This window comes from Pseudomonas sp. PDM01 (genome assembly GCF_014852325.1).
Lineage (GTDB): Bacteria > Pseudomonadota > Gammaproteobacteria > Pseudomonadales > Pseudomonadaceae > Aquipseudomonas > Aquipseudomonas migulae.
The window spans coordinates 639,607-659,097 of the sequence record NZ_JACVBK010000002.1; the positions used below are offsets into that span (position 1 = coordinate 639,607).

Consider the following 19,491-nt stretch of genomic DNA (forward strand, 5'->3'; position numbering starts at 1 on the left):
CCGCGAAGAACGATGACGCGGTGCCTCAGTAAAACCGAGTCGATGCCTTCGCGGGCAAGCCTCGCTCCCACAGGTGAGATGCAAGAACTTCAGGAACAGGTGCTTTATGACCGCAGCCAATGTTTACCAACAACGCCCAACCACCGGGGCCAAGGCCGAGTCGTCGCTGCATCATGCCGACCTCGCCAGCCTGGTCGGCAAGGGCCGCAAAAACGCCGGCGTGATCGTGCGTGAGAAAAAACTCCTCGGCCACCTGACCATCCGTGGCGATGGCCACGATGCCGCGTTCGCCGCTGGCGTGCACAAGGCCCTGGGCATCGAATTGCCGAGCGCGCTGACCGTCATCGTCAAGGGCGAAACCAGCCTGCAATGGATGGGGCCGGATGAGTATTTGCTGATCGTGCCGACCGGCGAAGAATTTGCCGCCGAGAAAAAACTCCGTGAAGCGCTGGGCGACCTGCACATCCAGATCGTCAACGTCAGCGGTGGCCAGCAGATCCTCGAACTGAGCGGTCCGAACGTGCGCCAGGTGCTGATGAAGTCCACCAGCTACGACGTACACCCCAACAGCTTCCCGGTCGGCAAGGCTGTCGGCACCGTGTTTGCCAAATCGCAACTGGTGATCCGCCACACCGCCGAAGACACCTGGGAACTGCTGATCCGTCGCAGCTTCTCGGATTACTGGTGGTTGTGGTTGCAGGATGCGGCGGCCGAGTACGGGCTTAGCGTTCAGGCCTGAGATTGCCTTCGCGGGCAAGCCTCGCTCCTACAGGGAGATGCATTCCAAATGTAGGAGCCGGCTTGCCGGCGATCAACCGCGCAGCGGTTGCCCATAACAACAGGAGTCACCGCACTATGAGCCGCGCCCCAGACACATGGATTCTGACCGCCGACTGCCCAAGCGTCCTCGGCACCGTGGACGCGGTGACCCGCTTTCTGTTCGAGCAGGGCTGCTACGTCACCGAGCACCATTCGTTCGATGACCGGCTCTCGGGTCGTTTCTTCATTCGCGTGGAATTCCGTCAACCTGACGGCTTCGACGAACAAGCCTTCCGCGCAGGGCTGGAGGAGCGTGGCCAGGCGTTCGGCATGATCTTCGAGCTGACCCCGCCGCATCACCGCCCGAAAGTGGTGATCATGGTCTCCAAGGCCGATCACTGCCTCAACGATTTGCTCTACCGCCAACGCATCGGCCAGTTGTCGATGGACGTCGCCGCCGTGGTTTCCAACCACCCGGACCTCAAGCCGTTGGCCGACTGGCACCAGATTCCGTACTACCACTTCCCGCTTGACCCGAACGACAAGCCGTCGCAAGAGCGCCAGGTGTTGCAGGTGATCGAAGAATCCGGTGCCGAGCTGGTGATCCTTGCGCGCTACATGCAGGTGTTGTCGCCGGAGCTGTGCCGCAAACTCGATGGCAAGGCGATCAATATCCACCACTCCCTGCTGCCCGGTTTCAAAGGCGCCAAGCCGTATCACCAGGCCTATAACAAGGGCGTGAAACTGGTCGGCGCCACGGCGCATTACATCAACAACGACCTGGACGAAGGCCCGATCATCGCCCAGGGCGTGGAGGTGGTGGACCACAGTCATTACCCGGAAGATTTGATCGCCAAGGGGCGGGATATCGAGGGGCTGACGTTGGCGCGGGCGGTTGGGTATCACATCGAAAGAAGGGTGTTTTTGAACGCCAATCGCACCGTCGTTCTTTAGATCGCCTTCGCGGGCAAGCCTCGCTCCTACAGGTGAGCGAGTTGCCCTTGTAGGAGCGAGTGGTGCGGCATCCCGACTTGCCCGCGAAGGGGCCATAACAAACAACACAAGACACACAGGCAATAACCCGAGCAATCAACGCGCCGCCGATCCTGGGCGACGCGGCTATTACATAAAAACAACAGCGAGGTGAAAGCATGTCTGGCAATCGTGGTGTGGTGTATCTCGGCGCTGGCAAGGTCGAAGTACAGAAAATCGACTATCCGAAAATGCAGGACCCGCGTGGCAGGAAGATCAACCACGCCGTGATCCTGCGCGTGGTTTCCACCAACATCTGTGGTTCCGACCAGCACATGGTGCGCGGTCGTACCACCGCTCAAACCGGTCTGGTACTGGGTCACGAAATCACCGGTGAAGTGATCGAGAAGGGCAGCGACGTCGAGAACCTGCAAATCGGCGACCTGGTGTCCGTTCCGTTCAACGTGGCTTGCGGGCGCTGCCGTTCCTGCAAGGAAATGCACACCGGCGTCTGCCTCAGCGTTAACCCGGCACGTCCGGGCGGTGCTTACGGTTACGTCGACATGGGCGACTGGACCGGCGGCCAGGCTGAGTACGCAATGGTGCCGTACGCTGACTTCAACCTGCTGAAACTGCCTGACCGCGATCGCGCGATGGAAAAAATCCGCGACCTGACCTGCCTCTCCGACATCCTGCCGACCGGTTACCACGGCGCAGTGACTGCCGGCGTTGGCCCAGGCAGCACGGTGTACATCGCCGGTGCCGGTCCGGTTGGTCTGGCGGCTGCCGCTTCCGCTCGCCTGCTGGGTGCGGCAGTGGTCATCGTCGGTGACGTCAACACCGTTCGCCTGGCGCACGCCAAGGCGCAGGGCTTTGAAATTGCCGACCTGTCCCTGGACACCCCACTGCACGAACAAATCGCCGCATTGCTGGGTGAGCCAGAAGTGGATTGCGCCATCGACGCCGTGGGCTTCGAAGCGCGCGGTCATGGGCATGACGGCGTGAAGCACGAGGCTCCGGCCACCGTGCTCAACTCGCTGATGGGCGTGGTTCGGGTAGCCGGCAAAATCGGTATCCCAGGCCTGTACGTGACTGAAGACCCGGGTGCCGTGGACGCGGCCGCGAAAATGGGCAGCCTGAGCATTCGCTTCGGTCTGGGCTGGGCCAAATCCCACAGCTTCCACACCGGCCAGACTCCGGTGATGAAGTACAACCGCCAGCTGATGCAGGCGATCATGTGGGACCGCATCAACATCGCCGAAGTGGTGGGCGTTCAGGTGATCAGCCTGGATCAAGCACCTCAGGGCTACGGTGAGTTCGATGCAGGCGTGCCGAAGAAGTTTGTGATCGATCCACACAAACTGTTCAGCGCGGCTTAAGGCTTCACGCAATGCAAAACGGCGACCCTCGGGTCGCCGTTTTTGTTTGAGCCATCCATCTGTCCAGTGACGAACGGGCTCAAAATGGGCGTAGCGCTGAGGAACATGCCGGCAGAAGCCGAGTCAAATCGGCAGGTTTTCCCGCCCATTGCCGGGCGGTTTTCATGGCGCAAGAGGATGTCTGGATGAAGTTTTCACGTGGTTTTGTACTGGCATCGCTCATGACTCTGGTGGCCAGTCCGGTCTTCGCTCAGTTCAGCTTGAGCGATGCAGCCAGTGCCATTTCCGGCATGAAGGACGATAACGCCGCCACAGCGGCAGCGCCGACTGCTGAAACAGCCGATCTGCTGGGGGCGCTCAGCGAGTTGAACCTGACGCCACAACAATTGCTTGGCGGTACCGGAGCGATGCTCGGCCTGGCGAAGAATCAATTGAGTTCAACCGACTATTCGGAACTGGCCCAAAGCGTACCGGGCATCGACATGCTGTCCGGCGGCGGTGAACTGGGGGCCATCGCCGGTTTGCTCGGTTCGTCCGGCAAGGTGGCCGGGCTGGACAATGTCTTGGGCAACGTCAAGGACACCAACGACCTTAACAATGCGTTCAGCGCATTGGGCATGGAAAGCGGCATGATCGGTCAGTTTGCCCCGCTGATTCTGCAATACCTCGGTCAGCAGGGCGTCGCCGGTTCGCTGCTGCAGAACCTGGGCGGGATCTGGGGCGCCGGCACCTGATTCAGTGGCGCTCGGCGCGCAAGGCGTCGATGCGCCGGTCCTTCTCGATCCAGAGCTGGTTGACCCAGTTCTGGACCGTTTCGCGAAACACCGGATCGTTCTCGTAATCGCCCTGCCACAACGCGGGGTCGAGTTCGCGGGTCTTGATGTCAATGATGACCCTCGGCACGTTGCCGCTGATCAAATCCCAAAACCCCGGAATCTTCTGCTGCGGATACACCACCGTCACATCGAGAATGGCGTCCAGCTGTTCACCCATTGCCGCCAGCACAAACGCCACGCCGCCAGCCTTGGGCTTGAGCAAATGGGTGAACGGTGACTGCTGCTGAGTGCTTTTCGCCGCCGTGAACCGGGTGCCTTCCAGGTAATTGACCACCGTCACGGGCTGGCGCTTGTACAGTTCGCACGCCGCTTTGGTGATCTCCAGGTCCTTGCCGGCAAGCGTCGGGTTCTTCGCCAGAAACGCCTTGGTGTAACGCTTCATGAACGGGTAATCCAGCGCCCACCACGCCAGGCCCAGGAGGGACACCCAGATCAGTTCTTTCTTGAGGAAGAACTTGAAGAACGGCGTGCGCCGGTTGAGGGTCTGGATCAGTGCCGGAATGTCCACCCAGGTTTGGTGGTTGCTGATCACCAGGTACGACGTGTCGACCCGCAGGTCATCGCCGCCTCGCACGTCCCATTGCGTGGGGATGCACAGACGGAAGATCAGCTTGTCGATCTCGGCCCAGGTCTCGGCGATCCACATCACGGCCGCTGATGCGTAATCACGCAAGCGGCCGGGCAGGACCAGTTTGAGCAGGGCAAACACCATCAGCGGCCCGAACAGGACCAGGGTGTTGAGCAACAGCAGCAGGGTAACGAAACAGCCGGTGAGCAGGCGGCGCATAAGTAACTCTTGAAAGCGTTTGGGCGCGCCATGATAAGCAGCTTCGGGCGACAGGCCAAATCGGAGGGGAACGAATGTTTCACGCTCGCGTGAGTATGCTGGGGCTGTGGTGATCATTCCGGCCTCTTCGCGGGCAAGCCTCGCTCCTACAGGATTGGGTGTGTTCCCGCGATGTGCGGCACCACGCAAAACCTGTAGGAGCGAGGCTTGCCCGCGAAGCGATCTCAAGAACGAACGAATTGCTCACTGACGGTCTAAAATTCCGCTGCCCACTTTCCCAGGATGCCCCTTACGTGAAATCCCTCCTCGCATTGCTTTCCCTCGTGGCCCTGCCGGTCCTGGCCGCCGAGCCGACCCTGTACGGGCGCTACGAATACATTGCGCTGCCGGAAATCGGCGGTGAAGTGCTCAAGGCCAAAATGGACACCGGCGCCCTGACCGCCTCGCTGTCGGCCAAGGACATCGAAACCTTCACCCGCGACGGCGAAGAATGGGTGCGCTTCCGTCTCGCCACCAAAGACGCGAGCAACAAGGTCTACGAACACAAGGTCGCGCGGATCAGCAAGATCAAGACCCGCTCCGAAGAGGACGAGGATGAAGATGTCGCGGCGCCCACCAAGCGCCCGGTGGTCGATCTGGAACTGTGCCTGGGCAACGTCAAGCGCACGGTCGAGGTCAACCTCACCGACCGCAGCAGCTTCAACTACCCGCTGCTGATCGGCGCCAAAGCCCTGCGTGAATTCGGCGCGGCCGTGAACCCGGCGCGACGTTTTACGGCGGACAAGCCCGACTGCTGATTTCAAGTGGTCTCATTGACGTGACGTGAGGCATGGGGCACCGTTCGCCCACTCAACTGCCGGGCTCGGACGCCATGCCTCATATCCTGATTGTCGAAGACGAAGCGGCGATTGCCGACACCCTGATTTTCGCCTTGCAGGGCGAAGGGTTCACCACGACGTGGCTGAGCCTTGGCGCCGCCGCGCTGGACCATCAGCGGCAGACGCCGGCCGACCTGATCATTCTCGACATCGGCCTGCCGGATATCAGCGGCTTCGAAACCTGCAAGCAACTGCGCCGTTTCAGTGAAGTGCCGGTGATTTTCCTCAGCGCGCGTGATGCGGAAATCGACCGTGTCGTGGGCCTGGAAATCGGTGCCGACGATTATGTGGTCAAGCCGTTCAGCCCACGGGAAGTGGCCGCACGCGTGCGGGCCATCCTCAAGCGCATGGCGCCGCGTGCTGTGGCCGACGCTGGCTCTGCGCTGTTTCGCATCGACAGCGAGCGGGTACAGATCTGCTATCGCGGCCAGTTGCTGAGCCTCACCCGCCACGAATTCCGTCTGCTGCAATGCCTGTTGGAACAACCCGAACGCGTGTTCAGCCGCGAGCAGTTGCTCGATGCGCTGGGCGTCGCCGCCGACGCCGGGTATGAGCGCAGCATCGACAGCCACATCAAGAGCGTGCGCGCCAAATTGCGTCTGGTGAAGGCTGATGCCGAACCGATCCAGACCCATCGCGGCCTCGGTTACAGCTACAGTCCGGGGCACAGCTGATGCCCTTGGGGATCCGGATATTCCTGGTCTATGTGCTGTTCATCGGCCTGACCGGTTACTTCGTGCTCAACACCGTGATGGAGGAAATCCGCCCCGGTGTGCGTCAGTCCACCGAAGAGACCCTGGTCGATACCGCCAACCTGATGGCCGAAATCCTGCGCGATGATTTCAAGGCCGGCACGCTCAATCAGAACCGCTGGCCCGAATTGCTCAAGGCCTATGGCGAGCGGCAACCGAAGGCGAGCATCTGGGGGTTGCCGAAAAATCAGGTCAACCACCGCATCTACGTCACCGACGCCAAGGGCATCGTGGTGCTGGATTCCAGCGGTGTGGCTGTGGGTCAGGATTACTCGCGCTGGAACGATGTTCTGCTGACCTTGCGCGGTGAATACGGCGCCCGCTCCAGTCGCAGCGATCCGAACGATGCCAGCTCTTCGGTGATGCACGTTGGCGCACCGATCCGCGACAACGGTCGGATCATCGGCGTGGTCACCGTGGCCAAACCTAACAGCTCGTTGCAGCCTTACGTCGATCGCACCGAGCGCCGATTGCTTGCGTATGGCGCCGGGCTGATCGGCCTCGGCTTGCTGTTTGGCGCGTTGCTGTCGTGGTGGCTGAGCGCGGCATTGCGGCGCTTGACCGCTTATGCGAAAGCCGTGAGTGAAGGCCGGCGAGTCGAGGTTCCACACTATCGCGGTGGCGAGCTGGAGCAACTGGCGACTGCTGTGGAACAGATGCGCACGCAGCTCGAAGGCAAGGCCTACGTCGAGCGTTACGTGCACACATTGACCCATGAATTGAAAAGCCCGCTGGCGGCGATTCGTGGTGCGGCGGAATTGCTGCAAGGGGAGATGCCGTTGGCGCAACGGCAGCGTTTCGTCAGCAACATCGACAGCGAAAGCGTGCGGATGCAGCAGTTGATCGAACGGTTGCTGAACCTGGCGCAGGTTGAGCAGCGCCAAGGCTTGGAAGAGCGGGTGGCCGTGCCGTTGGCGGGTTTGGTCGATGAGCTGCTGAGTGCTCAGGCCGGGCGCATCGAAGGCAAACGGTTAAGCGTGGAGCAGGCGATTCCAGGGGATCTGGCGTTGACCGGTGAACCCTTTCTGTTGCGTCAGGCGCTGGGTAATCTGCTGGAAAATGCGCTGGATTTCACGCCGGTGAATGGCGTGCTGCGATTCAGCGCCGAGCGTATTGGCGAACAGATTGAATTCAAACTGTTCAATCAGGCCGAAGCGATTCCCGAATACGCGTTGCCGCGATTGAGTGAGCGCTTCTACTCGTTGCCGCGTCCGGACAGTGGGCGCAAGAGCACAGGGTTGGGGCTCAATTTTGTAGAGGAAGTGGTGAAGCTGCATGGCGGGACATTGAGCATTGGCAATGTCGAGGGTGGTGTTGAAGTGACGTTGCGGCTGGCATAAAACCGAGTCGCGGCCAATCGCCGGCAAGCCGGTCTCGCTCCCACATGGACTTGCGTTGAACCTGTGGGAACGAGACCGGCTTGCCGGCGATGGGGACGGCCCAGTCTCCACATAATCTCCATACTCCCCCCACAAAACCCCCACATACCCATCCCAGACTCTCCCCATCCAAACAGGGAGAGTCCCATGAACCGAAATCTGACCATAAAACTCGGGGCCATTGCCCTGCTGATTCTGTTGTTGCTGATCCCGTTGCTGATGATCAACGGCGTGATTCAGGAGCGTCAGGAACTGCGCGACGGTGTGCTCGAAGACATCGCGCGCAGTTCCAGCTACAGCCAGCGCCTGAGCGGGCCGCTGATGGTGGTGCCTTATCGCAAAGTGGTGCGCACCTGGAAGCTCAACGAAAAAACCAACGAGCGTTACCAGGACATCGGCGAAGAGCGCGGCCGTTTGTACTTCCTGCCGGAGCGTTTCGAACTCGACGGGCAGGTCCAGACCGAGCTGCGTTCGCGGGGCATCTACGAGGCGCGGCTGTTCCACGCCGACAACCGCATCAGCGGACACTTCTCGGTGCCGGCGCAACTGGGCATCAAGGAAGACTTCGCCGATTACCAGTTCGATCAGCCGTTCCTCGCCGTCGGGATCAGCGACATTCGCGGCATCGAGAATGCATTGAAACTGGAGCTCAATGACCAGCGCCTGGACTTCATCCCCGGCAGTCAGGTGGGCTGGTTGGGCGAAGGTGTGCACGTGACGCTGCCGGCGCTTGACCCACGTCAGGCCACGGAACTGGCCTTCGGTTTCGACCTGCGTTTGCAAGGCACCGGCCAGTTGCAGGTTCTCCCGGTGGGCAAGACCAGCAAAGTCTCTCTGGCCGCCAACTGGCCGCATCCGAGCTTCATCGGTAACTACCTGCCGACCCAACGCGAAGTCTCCGATCAGGGCTTTACCGCGAATTGGCAGACCTCGTTTTTCTCCACCAACCTGCAAGAAGCGCTGAGCAGTTGCGTGTCCGGCGGCGACTGTGACGCGTTCAGCGGCCGCAGCTTCGGCGTGAGCTTCATCGACCCGGTGGACCAGTACCTGAAAAGCGACCGGGCGATCAAATACGCACTGCTGTTCATCGTCCTGACCTTCGCCGGTTTCTTCCTCTTCGAAGTCCTGAAGAGCCTGGCGGTGCACCCGGTGCAATACGCGTTGGTGGGCGTGGCGCTGGCGTTCTTTTATCTGCTGTTGCTGTCATTGTCCGAGCACATCGGTTTTGCCCTGGCGTATCTGTTGTCGGCCAGTGGCTGCGTGTTGTTGATCGGTTTCTATGTCTGCCACGTGCTGCGCAGCGTGCGCCACGGCTTGAGTTTTTCGGCAGGATTGGCGGCGTTGTATGGCCTGCTCTATGGCTTGTTGAGCGCCGAGGATTACGCGCTGTTGATGGGGTCGTTGTTGCTGTTTGGGTTACTGGGCGTGTTCATGGTGCTGACCCGCAAGCTGGATTGGTACGGCATCGGGCAGAAGGCGGCCAAGCCGCTGGAATTCGATATCGGGGCGGTGGAATGAGCCGGTCGTTGGGGTTGCGTGAGGATCAGCGGGAAGGGGAAGTTTTGGCGACGCTGATTTTTGGGTTGTTTCCGGTAGATCCGGTGTGGTGCCATCGCGAGCAGGCTCGCTCCCACAGTGGATCTCCAGTGAACACAAAATATATGCACACCACGAATCAAAATGTAGGAGCGAGCTTGCTCGCGAAGAGGCCGGAACAGTCAGCGAAAATCTAGCCCTTCGGCATCGTCGCCACCATCGAAGGCCGCTGGCTCACCTCAAAATACCAGTCCGCCAGCTTCGGATTCACCTCGCGCCATCCCAGGTCCGGATGGCGCAAATCCACGTAACCCAACGCACACGCCACACTGATCGCCGCCACATCGAAATGGCTGGTCAGCTCGGCAATCGCGTCTTTTTCCAGCAGCGCCAAGGCGCGGCGGATCTTGTCGCGTTGGCCGTCGAGCCATTCGTCCCAGTGTTTTTCCGGGGCGCGCAGGGCGACTTCGTAACGCACCAGCACCGCAGCGTCCATGATCCCGTCGGCCAGGGAGGCCAGGGTCAGGCGACGCCAGCGCGCGGAGCCTTCGCGAGGAATCAGCGGGTTGCCGACGTGTTGGTGGTCGAGGTAGTCGAGAATCACCCGGCTGTCATGGATGACGTTGCCGTCGGCCAGGCGCAGGGCCGGGATTTTGCTCAGCGGGTTGTCATCGATCAGGGGCAGGTCCGGGGCGACCGGGGTCAGCACACAGTTTTGCAGGGCGACGCGGTCTTGCTGACCGGTCTCGTGCAGCAGCACCATGACTTTGCGAACGAAGGGCGACAACGGGTTGTGGTAGAGGGTCATGTTCGGTGCGGACATGGCAGCATCTCGGTCGGTTTGCAGTGTCGGGAGCATAGCGCGTGGATCACACAACTTGTAGGAGCGAAGCTTGCTCGCGAAGGGATCGCCTCGGTCTGACTGAAGGACCGAGGCGATCCCTTCGCGAGCAAGCTTCGCTCCTACAGGTTTGGTGTGGTTATCGGCGTTGCAGGAGACCGCGCAAGGCGAGGACGGCCGGGATGCCCAGGCCCAGCCAGCTCAGCGCATCCCACACGCCATCACCCAGTAACGCGGCGAATAACCCGGCAGCACTGAGCAGTGCAATGACAATGGGCGTGGAGAAGACCTTCCAGAAATTCGACTGCCGCGGCTTCATGCGTTGGCCTCCGCTTGTTCCAATACAGGCCTTGCCGCTTTGCGCCGCACCACCCACAGGTAAACCCCGCTGCCGAGCACGATGATGGTCAGCACATCGAGGGTCGCCCAGAGGATTTTCATCGGCATGCCGCCGTAATCGCCGAAGTGCAACGGCTGCGACATGCCCATGGCGTCCATGTACCACGGTCGTTCGGCCACGGCGGTGACTTGCAGGGTGCTGGCGTCGATCAGCACCGGCGTCAGCAGATGCGAGGTCAGGTGCGTGCTGCCCTTCATGAACACCGCGTAATGGTGCTCACTGGAAAACCGCGTGCCGGGGAAGGCGATGAAGTCTGGCTGCATACCGGGCGCGACTTCTTTGGCGATGTCGAGCAAGCGGGTTGCAGGCGCGAGTTGCGTCAGCGCCGGCGCATCGCGATACGGTGCAACCATCGCGCTCAGGCTGTCATTGCGCCACGCGGCGATCAGCAGGTCGGCGCAGGCACTGATGACGCCGGTGACGCCGACCACCAGCGCCCAGGTCAGGGTGACGACGCCGATCAGGTTATGCAGGTCGAGCCAGCGCAGGCGCGTGGATTTGTCCTGGCGTACGGTGGCGAATTTCAACCGGCGCATGAACGGCAGGTACAGCACCGTCCCGGACACGATAGCCACTACAAACAGAATCCCCATGAACGCCAGCAGCAGCTTGCCCGGCAGGCCGGCGAACATGTCCACGTGCAGGCGCAGCATGACCATCATGAAGCCGCCGTTGGCCGATGGCATCTCCAGCGCTTCACCGGTGCGGGCGTCGAGCATGAACGTGTGCGACGAATTCGGTTCGGTGCCGGCAGTGGCCGCCATGATCGCGATGGCGGCGTTCGGTTCGTCTTCGTCGAAGCCGAAATACTGCATGACCTCGCCGGGGCGATGTTTTTGGGCGGCCTGCACCAACTGCTGCAGATTCAGCTGCGGGGTGTCGGCCGGCAGCTGCTGCAACTCGGCGGCATCGCCCAGCAAGTGGTCGATTTCGTGGTGGAAGATCAACGGCAGGCCAGTCAGTGCCAGCATCAGCAGGAAGACCGTGCAGATCAGGCTGGTCCAGGTGTGGACAAAGGACCAGCGGCGAATGGTTTTGCTTTTCATGACCCATCCAAATGCAAAAGGGCCACGGCTGTACCGTGACCCTTGTGTGGCTGTAATCCGCTCAGCGGTTTACCACTTGTAGTTGACTGCCGCCACGACGTTGCGCTCGTCGCCGTAGTAGCACCAGGTGCCATCACAGGTCGACAGGTAGTCCTTGTTGAACAGGTTCTTCGCGGTGACGTCAACCGAAACGCCTGCCAGTACCGGGTTGATGCGGCTCAGGTCGTAATGCACAGCGGCGTCGTACACGGTGTACGAACCCACGTGACCATTGTTGGTGTTGGCCGTGTTGCCGTAGGTATCGCCGACATAACGCACGCCCGCGCCCACGCCAAAACCGTCGAGCACACCGGTGTGCCACGTGTAATCGGACCACAGGGAGGCCTGATTGCGCGGGACCAGTTTCATCCGGTTGCCCTTGTCGTCGCCCTTGAGGATCTCGGTATCGGTGTAGGTGTAGGAGCCCACCAGTTTCAGGTTGTCGGTGACATCGGAGACGGCTTCCAGCTCGATACCGCGCACTTTCAATTCACCGATCTGGCTGGTGACGTTGTTCTGCGACACCGACACGTTCTGCTGGCGCAGGTCGAACGCGGCGGCGGTCAGCAAGGTGCGGCTGCCCGGTGGCTGGTACTTCACGCCGACTTCGGTCTGCTTGCCTTCGGTGGGTTTGAACGACTTGGTCGAACTGGCATCGGCGCCCATCGAAGGCTGGAACGACTCGGTGTAGGAGATGTACGGCGTGATCCCGGAGTCGAACACGTAACTCAGGCCTGCGTTGCCGCTGAAAGCCTTGTCGCGCTGGGTGTTAGTGGCATCGCCCTGGTTATTGAACTGCGTCGAGCTGTGAATCCAGTCTTCGCGGCCGCCGAGGGTCAGGCGCCATTTGTCCAGGGAGATCTGATCCTGGGCGTAGAGGCCGGTCTGGTTGGTTTTCTGGTTGTAGTCGTAAAAGGTGTTGTACGCGACGTTGGAGAAGTCCGCACCACGGATTGGCTTGATCACATTGCTGTCGGGCGCGTTGCCTTCCAGCCATTTGTAATTGGTGTTGGTCCGCTGGTGGTCCAGGCCCAACAGCACGACATGGCTCAGCGCGCCGGTCTGGAAGTCGGCCTGGAAGTTGTTGTCCACGGCGAACTGGCTGATGTCCTCATCAACCTGATCGACCAGACGGCGCAGCGTGCCATCCGCCGCCACGACGTCACCGAACGACGCATAGGCTTGCTGGAACGACAGATCGCTTTTGGTGTAACGCAGGTTTTGCTTGAACTGCCAGACATCGTTCAGGCGATGGTCGAAGGCGTAACCCAGTGCGTAATAGGTGCGGTCGTAGTGATCGGAGTCCGGATCGCCAAGGTTTTTATGGTGCGAAATTTTCGCCCCGGCCGGAGAGGCCAGCTTGGTGCCTTGCAGAGGCAGGAACTGACCACTGACCCCGGTATCGTCGCGGGTGAACTGCGAGAGGAAGGTCAGGTGTGTATCGTCATCGATGTTCCAGGTCAGGCTCGGCGCGAGGTTGTAGCGCTTGTCATCAATGTGATCGACCGGCATGCCGCTGTCGCGCACCACGCCGTCGACGCGGTACAGGAACTGACCCTCGTCATCGATTTTTCCGGTGCTGTCGAAGCTGATTTGCTTGCGATTGTTGCTGCCGACTTCGGCTCGCACTTCGTGGCTGGCAATGACGTCGGGACGGCGGCTGACCATGTCGAGCATGCCGCCCGGTGGCGTCTGGCCGTATACCGAAGAGGCCGGGCCGCGCAGGAGCGTGATGCGTTCCAGGTTCCAGGTTTCAGCCTTTGGGTTGGCGTAGGAGCCTTTTGGCAACGGCAGGCCGTCGAGGAACTGGGTTGGCTCGAAGCCGCGTACGCGCAGCCAGTCGGCGCGGGAGTCGCTGCCATAGCTGCTGGCGATCACGCCTGGCATGTAACGCACGGCGTCATCGAGATTCTGTACGCCGCGATCTTCCATCTGGGCGCGGGTGATCACCGACATCGAGCGTGGTGCTTCGACAATCGGCGTATCGGTCTTGGTGCCGGCAGCGGTGCGAGTGGCGACGTATCCGTCAACCGGTCCCCAGGCGTTTTCAGTGTTTTCTACGCCGATCACGCTGGTTTCCGGCAGGGCCACCACGCCCTCAGGCATCGCCACCAGGCTGTAGGTGCCAGTGCTGCTCTGTTCCAGTTGCAGACCGGTGCCACGCAAAGCTGCCTGCAAGGCGCCAACCGCGTCGAACTGGCCATTGACCGGTGCCGACGTCTTGCCCGCCGCCAGCGACGGATTCAGCGACAGCGCCAGGCCCGACTGGCTGGCGATCTGGTTCAACGTTGTGGCCAATGGCGCGGCCGGCAGGTTGTAGGCACGAACGCTGGACGCTTGTTCGGCGGCGATCAGTTGGCTACTGGCCAGAGGGGCGCAAAGGGCAATGGCGACCGCCAGCAAACTGGGGCGCAACAAGGTGTTTAGCGAACGGGACATGCAACGGCTCCTGAAAGGGAATACTTCTCAATTGCCTAGGTGCCGGACGAGAATCAAAAAGTGATAGGGCTGGATGAAAATAATTTCGATTCAGCAATTTTGGTGAGGCTGATGGCCTCTTCGCGGGCAAGCCTCGCTCCTACAGGGTTTTGTGTCATACACAGAATTACCGTTCGACACAAAACCCTGTAGGAGCGAGGCTTGCCCGCGAAGGCGTCCGCTCAGACGACAACTTTCTCAGGGCTTGGCATCAGCCTTCGCCACCGTCACCCACCACGGTGTGTGCTGTTCGATCTGCACCGGCAGCGTCGGCAACAATGCGCTCAGCGCCAGGTCGGTGTCGTGCAACGGGAAACTGCCGGTGATGCGCAAGTCGGCGATCTCGGGCGCTACGCCCAGATGCCCACGCCGATAACGACCGAGCTCGTGAACCAGGTCTTCCAGCCGTGCGTTGTCCACCACCAGCATGCCGCGCGTCCAGGCATCGGCGCCGAGGTTGAGCGCGATGATCGGCCCCAGGCCATTGTTGCGCATCAGCACTTGCTGGCCTTCGTGCAGGATCTGTTCTTCAGTGCTCGACTCGGGGTGGGCGGCCACGGCGGACTGCAACACGCTCAGGCGCGTGCCTTCTTCCTCGCGCTTGACCAGGAACCGCGTGCCCAGTGCGCGCATGCTGCCTTCGCGGGTTTCGACGATAAACGGCCGGGCGTCGCCATGGCCGGTTTCGACGAGGATTTCCCCTTCCTGAAGAATCACCCGGCGCTGCTTCTCATCAAAACGCACATCCACGGCGCTGTGAGTGTTGAGGTTGATCAGCGTGCCGTCGCTCAGGCGCAGGGTGCGTTGCTCGCCGGTGGCGGTGCGCTGATCCGCCAGCCAATAGTCGACCGGCAGATAACGATCACCGGCAAACAGCGCCAGGCCAAGCACCGCAACGATGCTGGCCACGCCGCTGCCGAGTTTGCGCACCCGTCGGCGAATGCTTTCGCGCGATTGCAGCAACGCGGTGCGGGCCGGGCCGCTGGCCACGCTGAAACGCTGGTCGAGCATGCCCAACTGGCGCCAGGCGCGGGCGTGCTCTTCGTGGGCGGCGTGCCATTTGGCAAACTCCTCGCGCTCCACCGGGGTGCCGGAATCCAGCGACAATTGCCAGGCAATCGCCGCGTCCAGCACCTGTGCCGAGACCGGCTTGGAACTGACCGGGTTCACACCGGCTCACCGTACAGCGCGATGTAGCACTGACGAATGCCCTGAGCCAGGTACTGACGCACCCGCGGCACCGACACGCCCAGGCGCTGGGCGATTTCTGCGTGGCCGAGGCCGTCCAGACGGTTGTAGAGAAACGCCGCCCGCGCCTTGCTCGACAGCTTGCCGAGCAGGCGGTCGATGTTTTTCAGGTCTTCGAGGATCATCTGCTGTTCTTCCACCGACGGTTGTTCGCCTTCAGGGATCAGCATCAGTTCGGTGAGGTAGGCCTGTTCCAGCGCAGCGCGGCGGAAATAGTCGAACAGCAGGCCCTTGGCAATCGCCACCAGAAACGCCCGCGGTTCGCGAGGTTCGTTCAGTTGATCACGGCCCAGCAAGCGCACGAAGGTGTCCTGACTCAGGTCTTCGGCCCGTTGCGGGCAGGCGACATTGCGTCGAAGCCAGGCCAATAGCCAACTGCGGTGGTCGCGATATAACGCACCGACGAGCTCACTGTGGGGGCTTTGGACTGACGACACGCAGCATCACCGATTGGGAAGTGTTAACTAACGAGAATTGTTCGCGATTGTGGCAGAGGCGGGGGAGGTAAGCAATTGGCCACTGGTCAGGTGGTTTTGGTGGGGGGCAGTTGGACCGTGTCATCGTTCTTCGCGGGCAAGCCTCGCTCCTACAGGATGGTGCGTTGCTCACGAACAACGTAAACCCTGTAGGAGCGAGGCTTGCCCGCGAAGGCGCCAGATCAGACGCCGCGAATTCAGAACGAAGGCGCCCGCTGCCTGCGCTTCCACTGACTCAACCGCTGTTGCAGATTCAACGGGCTATGAATCTGCTGCTGCCGCGCGCGGCTGAACAGGATCAGCGCCAGCTCGGCGGTCGCCAGCGCATCGGCACTGGCGTTGTGGCGTTCGAACACCTCGAGCTTGAACCAGTCGATCCACTCGTCCAGCCCCGCCTCGCGAATGTGCGCCTGGGGGCAGAGCAGGGGAGCGATATCCGCCACATCCAGAAACGGATGCTGCAACTTGTAGCCCAGATGATCTTTCAGTGCGCGACCGAGCATGTGCTGATCAAACGGCGCATGAAACGCCAGTACCGGGCTGTCGCCGACAAACTCCATGAACTCGACCAACGCCTGCGCCGGATCGCTGCCGGCGGCAATCGCGCTCGGGCCCAAGCCGTGAATCAACACGCTCGGCGCCACTTTCATGTCCGCGCATTGCAGGGTGCGTTCGAACTGCTGGCTGAAGTCGATCGCCCCGTCCTCAATCACCACGGCACCGATGGACAACACCCGATCCTTGTTCAGGTTCAACCCCGTGGTTTCCAGATCCAGCACCACCCAGCGCTGCTCGCGCAGGCTGCATTCTCTGAGCTCGGCCCGCGCCGGCAAGCGTTGCAGACGTTGCTGCAAGTCCCCGGACAGCATCGGCCCTGCCGGGCGCAGCCATGAAAACAGGCTCATAGCTGATACCGCAGGGTCAGGCTGCTTTGCAGGCGTTGGGCCTGGCGCAGGGATTCACGCAGGATGCGTCGGTCCAGATGATTGAGGCTGTCGGGATCGACCCGGTTGGAGTAGGGCAAATTTTCCCGGGTCTGTAGCTGATGTTGCTGCATGCGGGTTTGCTGGATGAAGTGATACGCCTCTTCGTACGCCGCACCGTCCTGTCGATCAATGACTTCTTTGTCGACCAACTGGCGAAAGCGCTCCAGCGTATTGTTCGCCTCGATGCCATGGGCCAAGGCCAACAGTCGGGCGCCGTCGACAAACGGGGTCAGGCCCTGGACTTTCAGGTCCAGCGTGGCTTTCTCGCCATTTTTGCGCGCCAGCACAAACTCGCGGAAACGCCCTACGGGTGGACGGTTGCGCAAGGCGTTCTCGGCCATCATTCGCTGGAACAATCGGTTGTCGGCAACCTGATCGAGAATCCCCCGACGCAACTGCTCGCAGCTTTGCTCGTCGCCCCAGACCACGCGCAGGTCGAAATAGATGCTCGAACCCAGCAGGTTTTCCGGTGTCGCCTCACGAATGAACGCCGCAAAACGCCGCGCCCATTCGGCTCGGGACAAACACAGCTCGGGGTTGCCGGCCATGATGTTGCCTTTGCACAGGGTAAAACCGCAGAGCGCCAGGCTCTGGTTGATCTGCTGAGCGATGGGCAGCAACTTGCCGCGAATCTCGGCGGCGTGCGCGGCGTCCCGCGCCTCGAACAGAATGCCGTTGTCCTGGTCAGTGTGCAGCGTCTGCTCGCGGCGCCCTTCGCTGCCGAAACACAACCAACTGAACGGCACGCCCGGGTCGCCTTTCTCGGCGAGGGTCAGTTCGATCACCCGGCACACGGTGTGATCGTTGAGCAGGGTGATGATGTGGGTGATCTGGGTCGAGGACGCACCGTGGGCCAGCATGCGCTCGACCAATTGACCGATCTCGCCGCGTAGCGCCACCAGGTTTTCCACGCGCTGGGCGCTGCGGATGGTTCGCGCCAGATGCACGAGGTCGACCCGTTGCAGGGAAAACAGGTCGCGCTCCGAGACCACGCCACACAGACGCTGGTCCTTGACCAGGCAGACGTGGGCGATGTGCCGCTCGGTCATGGCAATCGCGGCATCGAAGGCGCTGTGGTCCGGCGTCAGGAAAAACGGCGCCTGGGTCATGTGCCGTTCGATGGCTTCGTTGAAGTCGTTGATGCCTTCGGCCACCACGTGGCGCAGGTCGCGCAGGGTGAAAATACCCAACGGCGCCTTGTGTTCATCGACCACCACAATGCTGCCGACCTGCTGCTCGTGCATCAGGGTGACCGCTTCCCGCAGCGGCGTGGTCGGGCTGCACGTCACCGGGTGACGCATGGCCAATTCGCCCAGACGGGTATTCAGCGAGTATTGGGTGCCGAGGGTTTCCACGGCTTTTTGCTGGACTTGCTGGTTGACCTGGTCCAGCAAACTGCTCACGCCGCGTAGGGCAAAGTCGCGAAACGCGTTGGAAAGTGCGAACAGTTTTATGAACGCCAGCTTGTTCAGCTGTAGGCAAAAGGTGTCTTCGGCGGCCAGATGTTCGGTGCGTGTCGCACGCTCACCCAGCAGCGCGGCGAGGGGGAAACATTCGCCGGTGGTGATTTCGAAGGTGGTTTCCGTGCCGCCCTTGGCCGTGTGGGGACGTTCACCCACGACCCGGCCCTGTTTGACGACGTAGAAATGCTCAACCGGGCCATCGGCGGGCTTGATGATGCTCTCGCCGGGGGCATAAAAACGTAGCTGACATTGTTCAACCAGGTACGCCAGGTGAGCGTGTTCCATTTGATTGAAGGGCGGGAAGCGCTGAAGGAATTGCAAAGTGCCCTGGATGTTCTGCAATACCGCGGTTTTCCCTGCCTGTGTGAAGGCGTCCGCTTTACTCATAACCATTACCGCAGTCTTTTATGAATTGTTGTTGTCGGGTGACTCAGTCATGGTCGGCCCCTGCGCGCAGGGTGCCCATTGGACGTAAGTCTAGGTCGGGCCTTGCGGCGATGAAATTTCGGAAATGCCTTACACAATCTTGGGAAGAACCTATCCTTCCCCCTATAGGAAATAAATCCGACGAAGTGCACATTGACGGCCCGCTTAGCGATGTCTCACCACTGTGCTAGGGAATGATATTGGAAACTTAGAGAAAACCATGTCCGACCACGATATTTTGAGTGACGCCGAGCGCGAGGCGCTGAGTGCCGTCATGCTGGAACCCGACTTGCCGCCGCAACGGGTGCTGATCGTCGATGACGATAAAGATGCGCGCGAGCTGTTGTCGGAGATTCTTGGTCTGGATGGTATTCGTTGCATGACCGCAGCCAGCGGTGAAACCGCGCTCAAGATGCTGGCGGAGAAACCATCGATAGGCCTGGTGATTACTGATCTGCGGATGGGCCACATTGATGGCCTGGAGTTGATCCGCAAGGTCCGTGAGTCCGTTCGGGGCGCCATGCCGTTCATCATCGTTTCCGGCGATGCCGACGTGAAGGACGCGATTGCCGCCATGCATTTGAGCGTGGTGGATTTTTTGCTCAAGCCGATTGATAGCGCGAAACTGCTAAAGCTGGTCAAGCATGAGTTGGGGTTGGAGCCTTAACCAAAACCTGTCGGTCCTGAACATTTCCCTGTAGGAGCCGGCTTGCCGGCGATCGCGGTGTAACAGTCAACATAGATGTTGAATGTCACGGCCCCATCGCCGGCAAGCCGGCTCCTACAGGGGATAGCATTTGCAAACAAAAA

The 19,491-nt window shown here is 60.9% G+C and carries 18 protein-coding genes; 9 read left to right on the forward strand and 9 right to left on the reverse strand.

Annotation, left to right across the window (positions count from 1 at the left end; all coding sequences use genetic code 11):
* Positions 1 to 106 precede the first annotated feature (106 nt).
* The 4 genes from IB246_RS07490 to IB246_RS07505 all read left to right on the forward strand — a co-directional run bounded on the left by IB246_RS07490 (position 107) and on the right by IB246_RS07505 (position 3,844).
* Entirely contained in the window at positions 107 to 739 is a 633-nt protein-coding gene (locus tag IB246_RS07490; RefSeq protein WP_008035033.1) for a sarcosine oxidase subunit gamma, read from the forward strand.
* Between the two features lie 116 nt (positions 740 to 855).
* Positions 856 to 1,713, forward strand: a complete 858-nt coding sequence (gene purU, locus IB246_RS07495; protein WP_008035031.1) for a formyltetrahydrofolate deformylase — start codon at positions 856 to 858, stop codon at positions 1,711 to 1,713.
* 197 nt (positions 1,714 to 1,910) lie between these two features.
* Positions 1,911 to 3,110, forward strand: coding sequence for a formaldehyde dehydrogenase, glutathione-independent (fdhA, locus tag IB246_RS07500; protein ID WP_008035029.1), 1,200 nt, complete (start codon positions 1,911 to 1,913; stop codon positions 3,108 to 3,110).
* A gap of 185 nt (positions 3,111 to 3,295) precedes the next feature.
* On the forward strand, positions 3,296 to 3,844 hold the full coding sequence (locus tag IB246_RS07505) for a DUF2780 domain-containing protein (protein WP_008045160.1): 549 nt from the start codon (positions 3,296 to 3,298) through the stop codon (positions 3,842 to 3,844).
* Position 3,845: 1 nt separating this feature from the next.
* On the opposite strand, the gene IB246_RS07510 is transcribed toward IB246_RS07505, so the two are convergent.
* The gene (locus IB246_RS07510) at positions 3,846 to 4,733 is read right to left on the reverse strand and encodes an acyltransferase (RefSeq protein WP_192230001.1); all 888 of its coding nucleotides are present in this window, start codon (positions 4,731 to 4,733) and stop codon (positions 3,846 to 3,848) included.
* 293 nt (positions 4,734 to 5,026) lie between these two features.
* Between IB246_RS07510 and IB246_RS07515 the strand changes: the two genes are divergently transcribed.
* The 4 genes from IB246_RS07515 (at position 5,027) to creD (ending at position 9,260) form a co-directional block, all read left to right on the forward strand.
* Entirely contained in the window at positions 5,027 to 5,530 is a 504-nt protein-coding gene (locus tag IB246_RS07515) for an ATP-dependent zinc protease (protein WP_008045158.1), read from the forward strand.
* A 74-nt stretch (positions 5,531 to 5,604) separates the two neighbouring features.
* The gene (gene creB / locus IB246_RS07520) at positions 5,605 to 6,285 is read left to right on the forward strand and encodes a two-component system response regulator CreB (protein WP_032832901.1); all 681 of its coding nucleotides are present in this window, start codon (positions 5,605 to 5,607) and stop codon (positions 6,283 to 6,285) included.
* Complete coding sequence (creC, locus tag IB246_RS07525; protein WP_008045156.1) at positions 6,285 to 7,703, forward strand: two-component system sensor histidine kinase CreC; 1,419 nt, start codon at positions 6,285 to 6,287, stop codon at positions 7,701 to 7,703. Before creB ends, creC begins: the two co-directional genes overlap by 1 nt.
* Before the next feature lie 186 nt (positions 7,704 to 7,889).
* Entirely contained in the window at positions 7,890 to 9,260 is a 1,371-nt protein-coding gene (creD, locus tag IB246_RS07530; RefSeq protein WP_008045155.1) for a cell envelope integrity protein CreD, read from the forward strand.
* A gap of 211 nt (positions 9,261 to 9,471) precedes the next feature.
* On the opposite strand, the gene IB246_RS07535 is transcribed toward creD, so the two are convergent.
* The 8 genes from IB246_RS07535 to IB246_RS07570 all read right to left on the reverse strand — a co-directional run bounded on the left by IB246_RS07535 (position 9,472) and on the right by IB246_RS07570 (position 18,648).
* Positions 9,472 to 10,101: a glutathione S-transferase gene (locus IB246_RS07535; RefSeq protein ID WP_192230003.1), complete on the reverse strand. Its 630-nt coding sequence runs from the start codon at positions 10,099 to 10,101 to the stop codon at positions 9,472 to 9,474.
* Between the two features lie 157 nt (positions 10,102 to 10,258).
* Entirely contained in the window at positions 10,259 to 10,438 is a 180-nt protein-coding gene (locus tag IB246_RS07540) for a hypothetical protein (RefSeq protein WP_008045153.1), read from the reverse strand.
* Positions 10,435 to 11,565, reverse strand: a complete 1,131-nt coding sequence (locus IB246_RS07545) for a PepSY-associated TM helix domain-containing protein (protein WP_008045147.1) — start codon at positions 11,563 to 11,565, stop codon at positions 10,435 to 10,437. The genes IB246_RS07540 and IB246_RS07545 overlap by 4 nt, the downstream gene beginning before the upstream one ends.
* Positions 11,566 to 11,634: 69 nt before the next feature.
* Positions 11,635 to 14,043 (reverse strand): TonB-dependent siderophore receptor, encoded by a 2,409-nt coding sequence (locus tag IB246_RS07550; protein WP_008045146.1) that lies wholly within the window; start codon positions 14,041 to 14,043, stop codon positions 11,635 to 11,637.
* Between the two features lie 237 nt (positions 14,044 to 14,280).
* A complete protein-coding gene (locus tag IB246_RS07555) occupies positions 14,281 to 15,252 on the reverse strand; it encodes a FecR domain-containing protein (protein ID WP_008035007.1) in 972 nt (323 codons plus the stop codon).
* Positions 15,249 to 15,767: an RNA polymerase sigma factor gene (locus IB246_RS07560; protein WP_032829214.1), complete on the reverse strand. Its 519-nt coding sequence runs from the start codon at positions 15,765 to 15,767 to the stop codon at positions 15,249 to 15,251. Before IB246_RS07560 ends, IB246_RS07555 begins: the two co-directional genes overlap by 4 nt.
* Before the next feature lie 236 nt (positions 15,768 to 16,003).
* Positions 16,004 to 16,711, reverse strand: a complete 708-nt coding sequence (locus IB246_RS07565; protein ID WP_008045145.1) for a PolC-type DNA polymerase III — start codon at positions 16,709 to 16,711, stop codon at positions 16,004 to 16,006.
* Positions 16,708 to 18,648, reverse strand: coding sequence for a putative nucleotidyltransferase substrate binding domain-containing protein (locus IB246_RS07570; RefSeq protein WP_008045144.1), 1,941 nt, complete (start codon positions 18,646 to 18,648; stop codon positions 16,708 to 16,710). Before IB246_RS07570 ends, IB246_RS07565 begins: the two co-directional genes overlap by 4 nt.
* Before the next feature lie 253 nt (positions 18,649 to 18,901).
* Here IB246_RS07570 and IB246_RS07575 point away from each other — a divergent pair, with 253 nt between their 5' ends.
* On the forward strand, positions 18,902 to 19,348 hold the full coding sequence (locus IB246_RS07575; RefSeq protein WP_008045143.1) for a response regulator: 447 nt from the start codon (positions 18,902 to 18,904) through the stop codon (positions 19,346 to 19,348).
* Positions 19,349 to 19,491: the final 143 nt, after the last annotated feature.

What these genes read in the sequence shown, in the direction of transcription:
- IB246_RS07490 (WP_008035033.1), top strand. Translation starts at nt 107, where the DNA reads ATGACCGCAGCCAATGTTTACCAACAACGCCCAACCACCGGGGCCAAG.
- purU (WP_008035031.1), top strand. Translation starts at nt 856, where the DNA reads ATGAGCCGCGCCCCAGACACATGGATTCTGACCGCCGACTGCCCAAGC.
- fdhA (WP_008035029.1), top strand. Translation starts at nt 1,911, where the DNA reads ATGTCTGGCAATCGTGGTGTGGTGTATCTCGGCGCTGGCAAGGTCGAA.
- IB246_RS07505 (WP_008045160.1), top strand. Translation starts at nt 3,296, where the DNA reads ATGAAGTTTTCACGTGGTTTTGTACTGGCATCGCTCATGACTCTGGTG.
- IB246_RS07510 (WP_192230001.1), bottom strand. Translation starts at nt 4,733, where the DNA reads ATGCGCCGCCTGCTCACCGGCTGTTTCGTTACCCTGCTGCTGTTGCTC.
- creB (WP_032832901.1), top strand. Translation starts at nt 5,605, where the DNA reads ATGCCTCATATCCTGATTGTCGAAGACGAAGCGGCGATTGCCGACACC.
- creC (WP_008045156.1), top strand. Translation starts at nt 6,285, where the DNA reads ATGCCCTTGGGGATCCGGATATTCCTGGTCTATGTGCTGTTCATCGGC.
- creD (WP_008045155.1), top strand. Translation starts at nt 7,890, where the DNA reads ATGAACCGAAATCTGACCATAAAACTCGGGGCCATTGCCCTGCTGATT.
- IB246_RS07535 (WP_192230003.1), bottom strand. Translation starts at nt 10,101, where the DNA reads ATGTCCGCACCGAACATGACCCTCTACCACAACCCGTTGTCGCCCTTC.
- IB246_RS07540 (WP_008045153.1), bottom strand. Translation starts at nt 10,438, where the DNA reads ATGAAGCCGCGGCAGTCGAATTTCTGGAAGGTCTTCTCCACGCCCATT.
- IB246_RS07545 (WP_008045147.1), bottom strand. Translation starts at nt 11,565, where the DNA reads ATGAAAAGCAAAACCATTCGCCGCTGGTCCTTTGTCCACACCTGGACC.
- IB246_RS07550 (WP_008045146.1), bottom strand. Translation starts at nt 14,043, where the DNA reads ATGTCCCGTTCGCTAAACACCTTGTTGCGCCCCAGTTTGCTGGCGGTC.
- IB246_RS07565 (WP_008045145.1), bottom strand. Translation starts at nt 16,711, where the DNA reads ATGAGCCTGTTTTCATGGCTGCGCCCGGCAGGGCCGATGCTGTCCGGG.
- IB246_RS07570 (WP_008045144.1), bottom strand. Translation starts at nt 18,648, where the DNA reads ATGGTTATGAGTAAAGCGGACGCCTTCACACAGGCAGGGAAAACCGCG.
- IB246_RS07575 (WP_008045143.1), top strand. Translation starts at nt 18,902, where the DNA reads ATGTCCGACCACGATATTTTGAGTGACGCCGAGCGCGAGGCGCTGAGT.